Consider the following 15,150-nt stretch of genomic DNA (forward strand, 5'->3'; position numbering starts at 1 on the left):
TAAACCATGGCTGACATCGCCGAGAGAGCCCAACAGCAGCAGGAAGGCCAGAAAACCTTTCTCGGCATCCTGCTCTCCGCTCCCTTTCACTTCCTGGGTGTGATGTTCGGCTCACTACTGGCCGCCATCCTTGTCGAATGGCTGTGCCTGTATTTCTTCTGGCCCGAGGTGGGCTGGAGACATGCTCAGCAAATGTTTGAGCATGAACTGGGCTGGCTGTCACAAGACATGCTCAACAGCATCGTCATCAAAGAACCCGGGCGAACTGCCACTTTGCTAGCCCATACCGTCTACGACTGGCTGATGATCAAAACCGGCCTGCAGGACACCCTCAACGCACTGACCCAATACACCCGCAATGCCTCACCCCAACAGATCGCGAACTTCGATCTGCGCTACGAAATCGGCCGAGTGATGATCAAACTGCAAGACTACGGCCTGGCCGCGCTCTACACCGTGCTCACATTCTGCGTACGGATCGTCATCCTGACACTGACCATTCCGTTGTTTGTACTGGCTGGGTTTACCGGATTAGTCGACGGGTTGGTGCGGCGGGATTTGCGCAAATTTGGCTCAGGCCGTGAATCGAGTTACCTGTACCACAAGGCCCGGGCAACGATTGTTCCGCTGACGGTAGTGCCGTGGACGGTTTATCTGGCGCTGCCCGTGAGTGTCAGTCCGTTGCTGATTTTGGGGCCTTGTGCGGTTTTATTAGGCGTGTCCGTCTATATCACCGTCTCAAGCTTCAAAAAGTATCTTTAACTCAATCCCGTTGAGCACAACCACCTTCTCCTGCTGCGAACCGAACAAGCGGATATCTCCGGTAAACAGGCATCAATGACACAACCGTTTTTCAAAAGACCGCACCCTTCAGCACCTACGCAAATAACGATTTTTTCCTTCGCTATCTACCTGATCCCTCCTACATCCATGTTCGCCTCAGCCACATAAAGTTCACGCTTTTGAAAAGCGAAAGTACTCAGATGGCGAATGAAGACGTACCCAATAAAATCTGGCGCCATGTGGGGGGTGAGGGAGGTCATAAATATCTCGACGACATGACCGCCAAAGAACTGGCCGATCAAGAGGCTGAACACCGCAGCTACGATCATATTGCGCAAGCCGATGCAGCCCGCTACCAAAAAGGTTTCGAGTACTACGAGCAGCAACAACAGGAAGAGCGCGCCAAAAAATTCGATCTGAGCCTGCGCATCGGTGTGTTCTTCGACGGCACCGGCAACAACGCCAGCAACGTCTTCGACGGTATACGCTGCGGTGCCCACCATCCCGTACGAGCTGAAGATCTGGACGGTAGCTGTAAGCCCTACATGGCCGACTCTGAGATAAGCTATGGGAATGATCTAAGCAACGTGGCCAAGTTGTTTAGGTTGTACACCCCAAGCCTCGAGCTGGCAGGTCACGATAAACATAAAAACGCCTACCGCAAACTCTATCTCGAAGGTATAGGCACCCAGGTTGCAGAGAAAGACAGCTTGTTGGGTTCTGGAGCAGGACGCGGCGGGACAGGCGTTGAGGAGCGTGTTGGCCAAGCGTTTCAGAAAATCCTTGCCGTAATGAATGATTTATATCAAAAACACCCGGATGCTGAACTCAGATTCATAACCTTCGATATTTTTGGTTTTAGTCGGGGAGCCGCTGCTGCTCGACATTTCGCCAATCATGTTACCAAGGGCTCAAATGGTTTCTTGGGCGAATCACTTCGCAGAACAAAACTCAAATTCAGCCACTCTTTTGTTCCCAACTCCAGCTGTATCGATATGGGATTTGTCGGGTTGTTTGACACCGTTGCCTCAATTGTCGGATGGGATAACCTGGGTAATTTAAGCAGTCGTCACATCCCTCGGTTGGAACTTTATTTAAATCCAAACGCTATACAAAACGTAGTGCAATTAACCGCCAGAGACGAGAAACGCTTTAACTTTGCCTTAAGTGAGGTCGGCCCGGACCATCTGGAAATCAACCTGCCAGGGGTGCACTCGGACATCGGTGGCGGTTATCTGCCTCAGTCGCAAGAAACACTAATGCTGACACCCATGCAGACTCTAGATGTGCCAATTGACCAGAACATCCTGGAGACATCCATTTACCGCGATGCTATGGAGGCAAAAGCCCGCTGGGTCGCCGAAGGTTGGCCTGAAGATATGCTGCACATTGTGACCCCTGAAGCCGAGCGCCTTCCCTACGACAACCAAGACTGGATGACGCCCGAAAGTAAAAGGGTTTATGCAGGTTTACAGATCAGACGTCACGTAAGGGGGGAGCTATCAAGGGTGTACTTGCGGGTGATGCACACGCTGGCAACGGCTAAGAAAGTGCCATTTCTAGACCTTGATCCGAGTGATTCTGACTTTGCCCTCCCAACTGAACTCCAGCCGTTATGCGACAAGTTCATTGCAGGTGATTACAGCATTAGCCCCGCCGAAGACACATTGCTGCGGCGCCGCTATATCCATACCTCGGCTCACTGGAACCACCCTTGGGGTAATGCCAAAGGTAGAACCATCACGCTGCTGTACCTCAACTCCCCTATGGAGGACGGCGTTCGTGTTCGCCACCCGCATGTTCATGTACCCCGGTGGCAGTTATGAAACACTTAAGAATCTCAGGCGCACTGTTGGTTTTTTTGATAATCCTCGGCTGCAGCCGCGACCCACTGTCGGGTGCAAACGACCCCAAGGACGATTCTTGGAATCTTGATTACATTGGCCCTTCTTATATGTCTGGCTGGGTTGAGCAGATCACTGTCGAGGATATGAAAGGTCGATGGTTCAGAGGGCCTGGAGGGTCGCTTGGGTCTGGTGACCCAGGGCTGGGCAGAGAATACGCCCGGGGTTGGGGCACTATAGGAGGTAACTTTTACCCTATTACGGGTGCTGATTTGCCCAAACGTATCTTCGTGCGTTGGCAATCCGTCGTTGAGCAGAAAACCTATAAAGGCTGGATCGAAATTCCTGAAAACGCCCGAAGCATCATGCGCGGCTCCACTGCGCGTCGTTGCCCTGACTGGCCAAATGATGCAGCGAACTACTCGGCATTGGCAATAATTGGCGTGGCGCCAGGAGGCGTTATCAAGGCTTGGGTGAAGGACAACTGCTTGGGCAGGGTCTTGGTCTCCAACGCCCAAGCAGAGATTGAGCCGTTGGGCCCGTACCAAGGCAAATCAAATGGAAAATACCGTCCGCAAGAAGAACCTTCGAAACGTTATGTCGAACGCTATGGCATCCCGTATGGCAGTTGGTAATGCCTCTTGAAGCGCTGCGTGGCCAATACCCATAGTGTTGCATTTCAAACGACTCACCCAGAACAAAGAACTGAAGCATTCCCCTGCGAAGAAATCCCTACCGCTCTGAATATGCTTTTCTTGCGGCACGCACCTGACTGAAATCGGCACTCTGGCTGCAACACGAATTACCAGAGATCAGCCGTGATCCAGTTTCCGCGCCCTACATTTCTCATCTGCCGCATTTTGCTGACAGGCCTCATCGCAGCTTGCGGGTGCGGCCTGCCGATCGCTCATGCTTTGGCGACCTCTGCCTCTGAACACTCCAACCTAGCCATCATGATTCGCCAGCTCAACGCTCTGGAAGACACCGCTCGGCGCAGTGCCCAAGTGGCTGACGAGCCGGGCCAGCGCTACTTCTTTGACTATCCGCGTTTGGCTGCTGACATCGAGCGTATCCGCCACGGCCTTGAAAACTATCTGACGCCCAGCCGTGCCCAGCCACGCGATCCAGTTGAGCTTTCAGGGAGTTACTCGGCAGAGGGGCGCAAGCCATGAGCATGAGCGGCGCTCAGGCAGCGGCCTTTCAGGCTGCGGGTGGGTTTCCGGCATCCACCAGCTATTTGTTGTTCGTTGGTTTCACCGTGGCGATCAGTTTTCTGTGGGGAGCCTGGGCTTTGTGGAGCTGCTACCGGGGTTGGGCCACGGGGAATCTGGATCGCTCTATTGCGGCGCCGTCGGCGGCTCGCATCATTTTGCTCTGCATGATTCTCACCATTTTTGTTCTCAGTTGACCGTATTGGAGTTAGGACATGCTTCGTCTCTCTACAGCGCCCTACATAGCAATGGGTGCAATCGCCCTGCCCTCATTAGCCATAGCTGGTCTGCCTGCAGCTCAACCGCCTTCGCGTGGCGAGGGCGTCAACATGATTCAGACGATGCAGAACTACGCCTATGACGGCTTTCTTCTGCTGGGCCTGATCATCTGCGCGGTGATTTTTTGCGGCGTTGCCTGGCATGCCTTCGGCACTTATCACGAGATTCAACTCGGCAAGAAAAAGTGGATGGACCTCGGGGGGACCGCCGCTGTCGGGGTGGCGATTCTGGGTGTGGCCATCTTCCTGGTGACCAAGGCCACCGCCATTCTTTAACAGGTACGGGCCATGACCGAGCTTTTAGATGACGGCACGTTAGTGTTCCTGCCCGGCAGGCTGAACAGCCAGCCCGTGATCATGGGCGGCCTGACCGCCGATGAGATGTGGACCACGTTAGTGCTCAGCATCGCGGCCGGGCTGGTGGTGGGAATTCCCGCCGCGCTCTTGACGCAAATCTGGGCGTTGATCATTGCCGGAGCCATGCTCGGTGCGGTGCTCGGCCTGGGCATTGCCAGCCGGGTACTGCGGCGCATGAAACGTGGGCGCCCGGACACGTGGGTTTACCGTCAGATGCAATTGGCACTCGTCCGGCATGTCCCTGCCTGGAGCAACGCTCGCTTGATCACGCGCACAGGTGCCTGGACGTGCCATCGCTCGGAGGTCAAATGACGTATCGCAAACGCGTGGATGCTCAACGGGCCCATATCGTCAGCCTGCGCCTGATCATTAGCCTGCTGATCGCGCTCGGGCTGTACATGGCTTATGGCTGGCAGAGCGCGCCTCGCGACCTGACCATCCACGTCCCCCCCGACCTTCGCTCTGGCAGCACACGACTGTGGTGGGACATACCGCCGGAGTCAGTGTATGCCTTCGGGCTGTACATCTTTCAGCAGATGAACCGTTGGCCCACAGACGGAGAGACCGATTACGCAGACAACATTGTGCGCCTGGGCGGTTATCTGACACCGAGTTGCAAAGCCTACCTTCAGAAAGATTTTGAACTACGCCGCAACAGTGGCGAATTACGCAAACGCGAGCGCGGGGTTTTCGAAATTCCCGGGCGCGGGATCGATGACAAGAAAGAACCCCATGTGCAGCAGAACACCCTTAATGACTGGACCGTGAACCTGGCCATCACCGCCGATGAGCATTACGGCGGCGAGCGGGTCAAGCGGGCTTTTGCGCGATACCCGCTGCACATCATTCGCTCAGACATTGACCCTGAAACCAACCCCTTCGGACTCGCATGGGACTGCTACAGCGGCAATCCGCAGCGGATCGAGGTGACCGAAAATACCACTCAAACCGGAGGCCAATGATGAAGCGCTTGCTGCTAATGGCCATCTTGCTGGGGAGTTTCAGTGGGTTCAGCCATGCGGTTGAAATCCAGCGCTGGGAACGTATCCCGCTGGCCTTGCCGTTAATCGTCAGCCAGGAGCGCATTGTCTTTGTCGATCAAAACGTTCGGGTGGGCCTGCCCCGTCATCTGGTCGACAAGCTACGCGTACAAAGTACCGGTGGCACCCTGTACTTACTGGCCAAAGAGCCTATTGAACCGACCCGCCTGCAACTGCAGGACATGACCACCGGTGAAATCATGCTGGTGGACATCATCGCGACGACAGGCCAGCCAGACCAGCCCGCACTGGAACCGATGAAGATTGTGGCCGGTGAAACTCCGGCCAAGCGTTATGCACAGGCCAGCTCCCGGCCCGAAATAACTCACGCCGCCGCGCAGAACACCGAAGAACACTCGCCACCTGCCCCGCGCGAAACCCCACTGCCCGTGGTCATGACGCGCTATGCCGCCCAGATGCTCTACACGCCTTTGCGCACCGTTGAGCCGGTGGCAGGCATTGCCCAGGTCAACCTCAAACGTCAGCTGGACCTCACTACCCTACTTCCCGTTTTACCCGTTGAAGCCTCAACCTTGGGGGCTTGGCGGCTCGACGAGTTCTGGGTGACCGCCGTGAAGCTGCGCAACACCAGCACCCAGCATTTGGCGCTCGACCCGCGTGACCTGATGGGCGATTTCGTCACCGCCACTTTTCAGCATCCCTATCTGGGTGCCAAGGGCAATGCCAGTGACACCACAACGGTATACCTGGTGACCCGTGGCCATGGCTTGGCCGAATCGTTGTTGCCCGTCACCCTCGGTCAGATCGATCCGAAAGGAGCGCGCCATGAAGAATAATCCGCTGATCAAGTTTCTGGTCATTCCGTTCGCGATTCTGGCGGTTATTGTCCTGGCCAAGCTGGCCAGCGGCGGTGGTTCTCAACCGGGTGATCAAGGCGCCGGCACGCTCACGCTTAATCCGGGCGAGGCCAAGAAACTTGGCGTCGACGGTGATACGCCTGGCGACACGCTGCGCACGATTGTTGCCGAAAGCCGACAACTCAAAGACCAGGTCAGCAATGCATTGAAGAACAATGACTCACTCAACCAGCAAAATCTGGAGCTGCAAAAACTCCTGCAAAACATCGATAAAAAAGTCGAAACCAAACTGCAAAATGCGCAGGAAGTTCTGAAGCAGGAGTCGCAGCGGCAAAACCAAACCTTCTTTGACACCCTGCAACAGCAATACAACACCCTGAGTAAAAAACCGGATGCCAGCAGTTCTGCTTCTGATTTGCCGATCGGCTTCGGTGTCCATCCGGGTGATGGCCAAGCCTATCAAGGCGCACCGGGGTTAGACGTGGTCTGGATTGATCCGCAAGACGCAACGCCCGTGGACCTCAATGGCAAACCCATTGCTGCAGGCTCAAACCAGAAAGCCAATGGTTTCAGCTTTCCGACTTCATTTGGCGAAACCCTGGACCGGGGCCAACACGCATTAAACGCCGGGGCCCAAGCCGTGACGGGCGAGCCCTCATCGCAAGACGCCCGTAAACACGTGCGTAAGGTCTACACCCTGCCGCAAAACTCAACCCTGATGGGCTCGGTGGCCATGTCTGCCTTGATCGGCCGGGTGCCCATCGATGGCACGGTCAACGACCCCTACCCGTTCAAGGTGTTGATCGGCCCGGATAACCTCACCGCCAATGGTATCGACCTGCCCGACGTGGCCGGTGCGGTGGCCAGCGGCACAGCCTCAGGCGATTGGACGTTGTCCTGCGTACGCGGGCAAATCAAAAGCCTGACCTTTGTGTTCAACGACGGCACCGTGCGCACATTGCCGGCACCGCAAGATGAAGCGACAGGCAACCAGAACAGTAATAACAGCAGCCAGAGCAGTATTCAGGGCGGCTTGGGCTGGATCAGCGATGCCTATGGCATTCCCTGCATCAGCGGCGAACGCAAAAGCAACGCCTCGCAGTACATCGGCTCACAGGTATTGATCACTGCTGCAGGTGCCGGGGCCGCCTCCCTCATCAAGTCGGACGGCAACACCAGCTCATTTGTGAACCCTCAAACCGGGACGGTCGGCACCGTCGGGATATCGGGCAGTGAGGCGATGAGCAAGATCATCGGCCAAGGCGTCAGCGACGTTTCCGGCTGGGTCAACAAACTCTACGGGCAAGCGTTTGCCGCCGTGTACGTACAGCCCGGTGCCAAGGTCGCGGTGCACCTGGACCAGCAATTGACCCTCGATTATGAACTCAAGGGCCGCAAGGTCGACTATCGCTCAGGAGCCCGCCATGTCTCGACTGCGCTTGATTAACATCTCGTTGAAATGGGGAATTGGCCTTGCCTTTACCCTGCTCGTCTCAGCCTGCTCCACCAGCAAGGACGAGCTGCTGCCCCATGGCGACAACACTATGATGGACGTGTGGGAACAAGGCACCAGCGGATCAAGCACCAGCACCACGGGCCGACTATTGACCGATGCCCGACAAAGCCTGCGCAGACCTCTGGAGGCTAACCCGGCAGACACATCCCGCTTCACCCGTTCCGTTCAAAACGAGATCTACAGCCAGTTCAAGCGCCTGCCGAACCCTGATTTGGTGATGTATGTCTTCCCCCACCTGGCCGGCTCCGACCCGGCGCCCATTCCAGGCTATTCCACCGTGTTCCCGCTGTATCAGCGGGTGCAATACGCCATGCCCGGCGAACGGACGGAGGACTATTGATGGGACTTTGGGAACGTTTTAAAGCGCGCCAAGGCTCAGAGCTTGACCTTAACGATGCCAACACCTCCGAGGCCTGCGAAGCCGCAACTGCACGCTACTTCGAGCGCCTCGCCGCAGCGGGCATTCCTTCGCCGGACGACTGGCGCAACCCCAAGCAAACACCGGCCACCACCGCCGACGTGGCCAAGCTGTACGAGGTCAATGACTCCTTCGTCGACCTGCTGCCCTGGGTGGACTACTTGCCCGCAGAAAAAGCCATGCTGCTGGAAGACGGCGTCTCTCGCGCCGCGTTCTTCGAGTTAACCCCAATCGGCACCGAGGGCCGCGACCCGCAATGGCTGCGCAAAGTCCGTGATGCGCTGGAAAACGCGCTGCAGGACTCTTTTGACGAGCTGGAAACCTCGCCATGGGTCGTCCAGCTCTACGCTCAGGACGAAACCAACTGGGACGATTATTTACAACAACTGCACGACTATGTTCGCCCGCGCGCCAAGGGCATGGCATTCACCGATCTTTATCTGCAGTTGATGCAACAACACCTGGACGCCATCTCCAAACCCGGTGGCCTGTTCGAAGACACCACGGTCAGCATGCTGCCCTGGAGAGGCCAGCAACGCCGCGTGCGGCTGGTGGTGTATCGCCGAATTCAAGGCGCAGATACAGACGTGCGCGGCCAAGCACCCGGCCCGTATCTCAAAATCATCTGCGATCGCCTGACGGGCGGCTTGGCCAACGCGGGCATTCAAAGCCATCGTATGGATGCACACGCGATCCGCCACTGGCTGATTCACTGGTTCAACCCTCGCCCTGACCATCTGGGGCCCAGCGATGCTGATATTCGTCGTTTTTTCGACATGGTCTGCCAACCCGTGCCCGGATTGACGGAAGACGAATTGCCGCTGGCCAGCGGCACCGACTTCTCGCAAAACCTGTTCTATCGCGAGCCGCTGTCCGATACCGACAAGGGCTTGTGGTACTTCGACGGCATGCCCCACCGCGTGATCATCCTCGATCGTTTGCGCGATGCCCCAAAGACCGGGCACCTCACCGGCGAAACCCGCAAGGGCGGCGATGCACTGAACGCCCTGTTCGACAAAATGCCGGAGGACACCATTCTGTGCATGACCTTGGTGATCACGCCGCAGGACACGCTGGAAAGTCATCTGGAAAAACTCTCGCGCAAAGCCGTGGGCGACACACAAGCCTCCATCATGACCCGTGAGGATGTAGGCACCGCCCGCCAATTACTTGGCCGTAAACACAAGCTCTACCGGGGCACCGTGGCGTTCTACCTGCGCGGTCGCGACCACGCACAACTGCAAGAGCGCAGCCTGCAGCTCAGCACCGCCCTGCTGGGCGCCGGCATGGAGCCGGTTGAACCCCGCGATGAGGTGGCACCGCTGAACACCTATTTGCGCTGGCTGCCCGGCAATTTCGACCCCAACCAACGCCGCGCGCTGGACTGGTACACGCAACTGATGTTCGCCCAGCACATTGCCAATCTGGCCCCTGTGTGGGGGCGCGCCACCGGTACCGGCCATCCCGGCCTGGCCTTTTTCAATCGGGGCGGCGCTCCGCTGACCTTTGACCCGCTGAACAAGCTCGATCGGCAAATGAACGCCCATCTGTTCGTGTTCGGCCCAACCGGCGCCGGTAAATCAGCGACCTTGTGCAGCCTCATCAGCCAACTGATTGCGATGTACCGCCCGCGCTTGTTTATTGTCGAAGCCGGTAACAGCTTCGGGCTTATCGGCGATCTGGCCAAGCGCCTGGGGCTGACGGTGAATCGGGTAAAGCTGAGTCCGGGTTCCGGGGTCAGCCTGGCGCCCTTTGCTGATGCCATACGTCTGGTGCAAAGCTCAGACCCGATCAAGGTATTGGCACCTGACGATGTCGAGTCGTCTGACGCCCACACCAGCAGCCAGGATGAGCAACGCGACATTCTGGGCGAACTGGAAATCGCTGCTCGCCTGATGATTACCGGCGGCGAGCCCAAGGAAGAAGAACGCCTGACCCGCGCCGACCGCAGCGCCATCCGCCACAGCATTCTGGCGGCGGCCAAAACCTGCGCCCATGCTGGCCGTTCGGTGCTGACCCAAGACATTCGCGACGCACTCAAAGCCGCCGCACAGGTTGAAGACTCACCTGAAACCCGGCGCAATCGCATGCAAGAAATGGCCGAGTCCATGGACCTGTTTTGCATGGGCGCCGATGGCGACATTTTCAACCGCGAAGGGACACCCTGGCCCGAGGCCGACATCACCATTGTCGACTTGGCGACCTATGCGCGCGAGGGCTACAACGCGCAACTGTCGATCGCTTACATCTCGCTGCTCAACACCATCAACAACCTGGCCGAGCGCGACCAATACAAAGGCCGCCCCATCGTCAAACTGACGGATGAGGGCCACATCATCACTAAAAACCCGCTGCTCTCACCCTACGTGGTCAAGATCACCAAAATGTGGCGAAAGCTGGGCGCCTGGTTCTGGCTGGCCACCCAGAACGTCGATGACCTGCCGCCTGCGGCCGCACCGATGCTGAACATGATCGAGTGGTGGATCTGCCTGAACATGCCGCCGGATGAAGTGGAAAAAATCTCCAAATTCCGCGAACTGAGTCCCGCGCAAAAAGCCCTGATGCTGTCGGCACGCAAGGAGAGCGGCAAATACACCGAGGGCGTACTCCTGTCCAAAAGCATGGAAGTGCTGTTCCGCGCGGTGCCGCCCAGCCTCTATTTAGCGCTGGCCATGACCGAGCCCGAAGAAAAGAAAGAACGCTACGACGTGATGCAAAGCCTTGGGCTCAATGAACTGGACGCCGCAATCCACATTGCCGCCCGCATCGACCGGCTGCGCGGCATCGAACCTCACAGCATCACCTTCCCCGCCCCCACCACGGCCTTGGAGCCTCCGGTATGAGAACACTCAACACCCTGACCCAGAACTTGATCGAAAGCCTCACACAGTTGCTTCAACAACCGGGTGAAGACGCTTTGCACACCCTCGAAGTCTGCGCCCCCGTGCTGATCGAACAATTGCAGGAAGTACTCAACCGGGCCGTTGACCGTCGCGATATTCAAGGCCAATTACGGGCCGTGCTTGAAAGTTGGCTGAGAGAGCATCCGCAAGCATCAGGCGCGCAGATCGCGTTGTTTGAAGCGCTGAGCAGACATGGTTTGGTGGGCGCGCGCGGCGATGCTTCGGTTTGAAATAGTTTTTAACCAAATAGCGTTCAGGAGAAAGCCCCATGAAAGGCCCCAAAAACCCGACTCAATGCTTGAATTCGATCGTTCAAAAAAACGCTGAAACCCCTGATAAATCAGCCTGCCCCACGTGCGAAGAAGAGATGTTTTTTGCGCTTAAAGACGCTCATCACGAGTTTTCATTGCCACTTACCACCCTGTTGCAGTGCCTGCAGCTCGCAGAACACCATGGAGGCGTTCCCACGCTGCCCGTCGAATGGTGGGTGCAATTGCATCAGCGCTACGAACTCAAGCTGAGGATCTGAAGATGGATGTGTATAAAACCAAGGTGGGCCAAACAACCCATACAAAAATTACGGTGACAAACTTTGAGCGCGACACACTGAAAGAAGCACCCTACTACCAGGCAGGCAAGCCCGGGAAAGGGTCATTACACTTTGCGGTGTGCCCGGCCTGCGAGAATCCTATCCAGATCCTCGGCCTCTACAAAAAGCTGGCCCATACACCAGATCCCTACGCCAAGCACTACTCAAAGTCAGTGACTTACCTGGCCGAATACGATCATGAGTCGTATGAGTTTTGCCCTTACTCCAACCCCGACCGCAATCCTGACCGCGATGGCCGGAGAACGCCGGGCTCTAAGATCGCTATCAGTATTTTAAATCTGCTGATCAATCACTTTGACCAAGTGATTTACATGATCGAAGAATCGACAGGGATAAAAATCGGCAACGCCTTTGCCGAACGTATGTTGAACAGTTACCGCGATCATCAAGGGCATCTCTACAAAGCCGCGACCCTGCTCAACGTCCCGTGGATTTTCGCCTACATGGCCAATGCCAAATCCATCACCCGGCAGCGGGTTCATAACAATCCAGCTCTGCTGAAGGCATTGCGTGAACACCTGCCTGAAGCGCAGATAGATGCCGAGGGTGGCCAGAAAGGCGTCTTAAGACCGAGAAACGATAAAGACTTCCTGAACATCAATGTGAGCTACATCCACCACACCATCACCAGTACCGACAATGTAATCACCGAGACCATGAAAATGGTCGTTTTCACCCAGCGCAAAAAAGTCAACGTGGAGCTGTATGAGCAGGTGATCACCTTTGATCCCGACCACTTCCTGGCGCTTATTAACGTGTCAGAAGACCGAGCTTATCGCCCTCGTAAAAATGAGCTGGTTGCCATGGCCCAAAAAATTCTGGGTGGTAAATCGTAGGTGGCGGCATTGGCTTGGAGTTGCACACCCATACGCGGTTGCACTTTAAGTACCCCAGCGTTACCCTTTCGACGTCGCTGCACATCAGCGAACGGGTTTGACGGCCCGAGCACATACAGGCGCACAGCGCCCACCATTGCGATAGCAGGCGCTTTTTTGTGCCCGCTTATCTGTTTATGGCGGCTGTGCGTGGGAGACCTTCGGGTCTGCCGGGGTCCTGTATGCCCGGTCCGTCAACCTGCGCACAGCTGCCACCTTTAATTCGTTTGACGGCGAACCGTGGCAGCTCCTCACATACAGGAGTAATGCCAGATGCACGCTCTCAATCCGCTCAAAAAATGCCAGACGCGAACTGTCGCCCTGCCCAACGTTCAACTCCTCGATGCAAAACGAGGTGCCCTATGAATGTCTCACCTCTGATCAAAACCGTTGGCGGCGCCACCTTTGGCACCTGCAACGCAGAGAACCAGCGCCTGTTCAGTGTCATTGCCGGAGTCTCAGGTGAAGAAGCCCTGCAGCATGCCTCTTTGCTGTTGAACTGCGTCAACACGCTCTCGTACCTGGGCGCCATGGACGATGGCCACGACACCATGCGCTGGGCGTCGCACTACCTCAGCGAGATGGCGAAAGCGATCATTGACGACGTGACCTTGGGGCTGCAAGACGTACCGTAGCGGTATGGGTTTAGCGTCAGCCCATGGGCAGCCCCATCGCTACCGGGTGGGGTTGTGTCCTGCGGCTAATGACACGACAGTCGCCACAATTGATCCAGCCGGGTCGTATAGCTTTGACTCATCATTTCCCTGCGCATGCCCCAATCCGGCTTGCTGGGCACACTGGCAGCCCGTAGCGTGCCCCGGCCCCATCGCGCGTTAATTTGATCCAGAACGGCCATCACCCTGGTCGCCTCTGCGGGCTGATTAACCGCAAACAGATCATCCGAGAACTCGCCCGGTTGCCGTAGATCCATGAGCAACACCTCAGCCTTGCTGTATTTGAACCCGGGCTGAAAAACATGGGTGAGCGCTTCGACCGCCGCCTTGGTCAACAGGCGAACATCATCAGTCGGGTATGGCAGCGTCACGATCACGCCCTTGGCGTACTTCGCTTCATCCGGATTGAACATGCCGGTGCGAATGCTGACCCTGACTTTCTTGCAGTAGGATTTTTGCGCCCGCAGCTTTTCCGACGCGCGCATCATGTAGGTGGCCACGGCTTCTTTGATCGGCGCCAGTTCAGTCAGCCTTTTGCCGAACATGCGGCTGCAACAGATTTCCTGCTTGGGAGGGTCCGGCTCATCGAGTTCCAGGCAGGGCGTGCCGGCCAGTTCGCGAGCGGTCTTCTCAATCACCACACTGAATTTTTTGCGCAACGTCCACGGATCAGCCTTGGACAGGTCCATCGCGGTTTTGATGCCCATGCCTTCGAGGTGCGCGGTCATACGTCGCCCTACTCCCCAGACCTCAGATACAGCCGTATTTCGCAGCACCCAGGCGCGCTCAAAGTCCCCACACAGATTGACCACGCCGCCGGTGTGCGCCTGCAGGCGCTTGGCGGTGTGATTGGCCAGCTTGGCCAACGTCTTGGAGGGGCCGATCCCCACCCCGACAGGGATACCCGTGCACTTAAGGATCCTGGCGCGCAACGCCCGCCCCATCGCAGTGGCGTCCGGAAGGCCCGTAAAGTCGGCGAACGACTCATCAATGCTGTAGACCTCCGCCGCTGGCACCATCGACTCAATCAGGCTCATGACCCGCTCGCTCATGTCGCCATACAGCGCATAGTTCGAAGAGAACGCAATAATGCCGTGCTGCTCCAACCGCTGCTTGATCTGAAAATACGGCTCGCCCATTTTCACAAACGGCTTGGCGTCATAACTGCGGGCAATCACACAGCCATCGTTATTGCTGAGCACCACGATGGGGACTTTGGCCAAATCCGGCCTGAACACCCGCTCGCAACTGGCATAGAAGCTGTTGCAGTCGATCAGCGCGAAAACCGGACTGGGCTTAGCGACCATGACTGCGCACACTGTGTGTCACCACACCCCAAATAGACAGATCATCCCCTTCCATTACGTGCCGGTCCGGGTATTTGGAATTCTCGGACTTAAGGATGATGTCTTTGCCTCGCATACAAAGGCGCTTGCAGATGGGGTCGTTGTTGAGCAGCGCCACCACAATGTGGCCATGAATGGGCTCGACCGAGCGATCGATCACCGCCAAATCCCCTGAAAAAATCCCGATCCCCTGCATGCTGTCGCCATCGATAGACGCCAGATAAACATGCGGTGCGCGCACATTGAGCACTTCATCCAAAGAAATCGCCTGCTCGATATGATCCGCCGCCGGTGACGGAAACCCGGCCGGAATCTTGAACAAACACAGCGGTATAGGAACTCCGCCCTCCACGAGAGGACCTAAAAGAGTGAAGCTCATGACGCGCGCCTTTCATTAACTGTATGAATATACAGTTAACCGCGTAGGACAGATCTGAGCAATACGTCCGAATGAGATTTAGACGAGAGGAACATCCC

18 protein-coding genes are annotated in these 15,150 nt (G+C 56.7%); 16 read left to right on the top strand and 2 right to left on the bottom strand.

Annotated features, from left to right (window positions below):
• The first annotated feature begins 6 nt into the window (after positions 1-6).
• The 16 genes from GHO25_RS04110 (at position 7) to GHO25_RS26080 (ending at position 13,288) form a co-directional block, all read left to right on the top strand.
• Entirely contained in the window at positions 7-762 is a 756-nt protein-coding gene (locus GHO25_RS04110) for a TIGR03747 family integrating conjugative element membrane protein (protein WP_153389976.1), read from the top strand.
• Positions 763-983: 221 nt separating this feature from the next.
• Positions 984-2,609: a DUF2235 domain-containing protein gene (locus tag GHO25_RS04115; RefSeq protein WP_153389977.1), complete on the top strand. Its 1,626-nt coding sequence runs from the start codon at positions 984-986 to the stop codon at positions 2,607-2,609.
• Entirely contained in the window at positions 2,606-3,262 is a 657-nt protein-coding gene (locus GHO25_RS04120; protein WP_153389978.1) for a DUF2931 family protein, read from the top strand. Before GHO25_RS04115 ends, GHO25_RS04120 begins: the two co-directional genes overlap by 4 nt.
• Before the next feature lie 222 nt (positions 3,263-3,484).
• Positions 3,485-3,799 carry an RAQPRD family integrative conjugative element protein gene (locus tag GHO25_RS04125; protein WP_372240922.1) on the top strand — a complete coding sequence of 105 codons (315 nt, stop codon included), beginning with the start codon at positions 3,485-3,487 and terminating at the stop codon, positions 3,797-3,799.
• Entirely contained in the window at positions 3,796-4,035 is a 240-nt protein-coding gene (locus GHO25_RS04130; RefSeq protein WP_123749957.1) for a TIGR03758 family integrating conjugative element protein, read from the top strand. The genes GHO25_RS04125 and GHO25_RS04130 overlap by 4 nt, the downstream gene beginning before the upstream one ends.
• A gap of 18 nt (positions 4,036-4,053) precedes the next feature.
• Positions 4,054-4,392, top strand: coding sequence for a TIGR03745 family integrating conjugative element membrane protein (locus tag GHO25_RS04135; protein ID WP_153389979.1), 339 nt, complete (start codon positions 4,054-4,056; stop codon positions 4,390-4,392).
• Positions 4,393-4,404: 12 nt separating this feature from the next.
• Positions 4,405-4,785, top strand: coding sequence for a TIGR03750 family conjugal transfer protein (locus tag GHO25_RS04140; RefSeq protein WP_153389980.1), 381 nt, complete (start codon positions 4,405-4,407; stop codon positions 4,783-4,785).
• Entirely contained in the window at positions 4,782-5,435 is a 654-nt protein-coding gene (locus GHO25_RS04145) for a PFL_4703 family integrating conjugative element protein (RefSeq protein ID WP_153389981.1), read from the top strand. The genes GHO25_RS04140 and GHO25_RS04145 overlap by 4 nt, the downstream gene beginning before the upstream one ends.
• Entirely contained in the window at positions 5,432-6,310 is an 879-nt protein-coding gene (locus GHO25_RS04150; RefSeq protein ID WP_153389982.1) for a TIGR03749 family integrating conjugative element protein, read from the top strand. The genes GHO25_RS04145 and GHO25_RS04150 overlap by 4 nt, the downstream gene beginning before the upstream one ends.
• Positions 6,300-7,778 (top strand): TIGR03752 family integrating conjugative element protein, encoded by a 1,479-nt coding sequence (locus GHO25_RS04155; RefSeq protein WP_153389983.1) that lies wholly within the window; start codon positions 6,300-6,302, stop codon positions 7,776-7,778. The genes GHO25_RS04150 and GHO25_RS04155 overlap by 11 nt, the downstream gene beginning before the upstream one ends.
• A complete protein-coding gene (locus tag GHO25_RS04160) occupies positions 7,756-8,187 on the top strand; it encodes a TIGR03751 family conjugal transfer lipoprotein (protein WP_153389984.1) in 432 nt (143 codons plus the stop codon). The genes GHO25_RS04155 and GHO25_RS04160 overlap by 23 nt, the downstream gene beginning before the upstream one ends.
• On the top strand, positions 8,187-11,108 hold the full coding sequence (locus GHO25_RS04165) for a conjugative transfer ATPase (RefSeq protein WP_153389985.1): 2,922 nt from the start codon (positions 8,187-8,189) through the stop codon (positions 11,106-11,108). The genes GHO25_RS04160 and GHO25_RS04165 overlap by 1 nt, the downstream gene beginning before the upstream one ends.
• Positions 11,105-11,398: a hypothetical protein gene (locus GHO25_RS04170; RefSeq protein WP_153389986.1), complete on the top strand. Its 294-nt coding sequence runs from the start codon at positions 11,105-11,107 to the stop codon at positions 11,396-11,398. The genes GHO25_RS04165 and GHO25_RS04170 overlap by 4 nt, the downstream gene beginning before the upstream one ends.
• A gap of 38 nt (positions 11,399-11,436) precedes the next feature.
• A complete protein-coding gene (locus GHO25_RS04175) occupies positions 11,437-11,697 on the top strand; it encodes an XRE family transcriptional regulator (protein WP_153389987.1) in 261 nt (86 codons plus the stop codon).
• Positions 11,698-11,699: 2 nt separating this feature from the next.
• Positions 11,700-12,614 carry a hypothetical protein gene (locus GHO25_RS04180; protein ID WP_153389988.1) on the top strand — a complete coding sequence of 305 codons (915 nt, stop codon included), beginning with the start codon at positions 11,700-11,702 and terminating at the stop codon, positions 12,612-12,614.
• A 401-nt stretch (positions 12,615-13,015) separates the two neighbouring features.
• The gene (locus GHO25_RS26080; RefSeq protein ID WP_178109976.1) at positions 13,016-13,288 is read left to right on the top strand and encodes a DUF3077 domain-containing protein; all 273 of its coding nucleotides are present in this window, start codon (positions 13,016-13,018) and stop codon (positions 13,286-13,288) included.
• Between the two features lie 65 nt (positions 13,289-13,353).
• Here the strand turns inward: GHO25_RS26080 and umuC are convergent, their stop codons facing one another.
• Together umuC and GHO25_RS04195 are read right to left on the bottom strand one after the other, a co-directional pair.
• Positions 13,354-14,634: a translesion error-prone DNA polymerase V subunit UmuC gene (umuC, locus tag GHO25_RS04190; protein ID WP_153389989.1), complete on the bottom strand. Its 1,281-nt coding sequence runs from the start codon at positions 14,632-14,634 to the stop codon at positions 13,354-13,356.
• Complete coding sequence (locus GHO25_RS04195) at positions 14,624-15,052, bottom strand: LexA family transcriptional regulator (RefSeq protein WP_123749945.1); 429 nt, start codon at positions 15,050-15,052, stop codon at positions 14,624-14,626. The genes umuC and GHO25_RS04195 overlap by 11 nt, the downstream gene beginning before the upstream one ends.
• Between the last annotated feature and the right edge of the window lie 98 nt (positions 15,053-15,150).

The organism is Pseudomonas sp. FSL R10-1350, assembly GCF_009600525.1.
GTDB classification, from domain to species: Bacteria; Pseudomonadota; Gammaproteobacteria; order Pseudomonadales; family Pseudomonadaceae; genus Aquipseudomonas; species Aquipseudomonas helleri.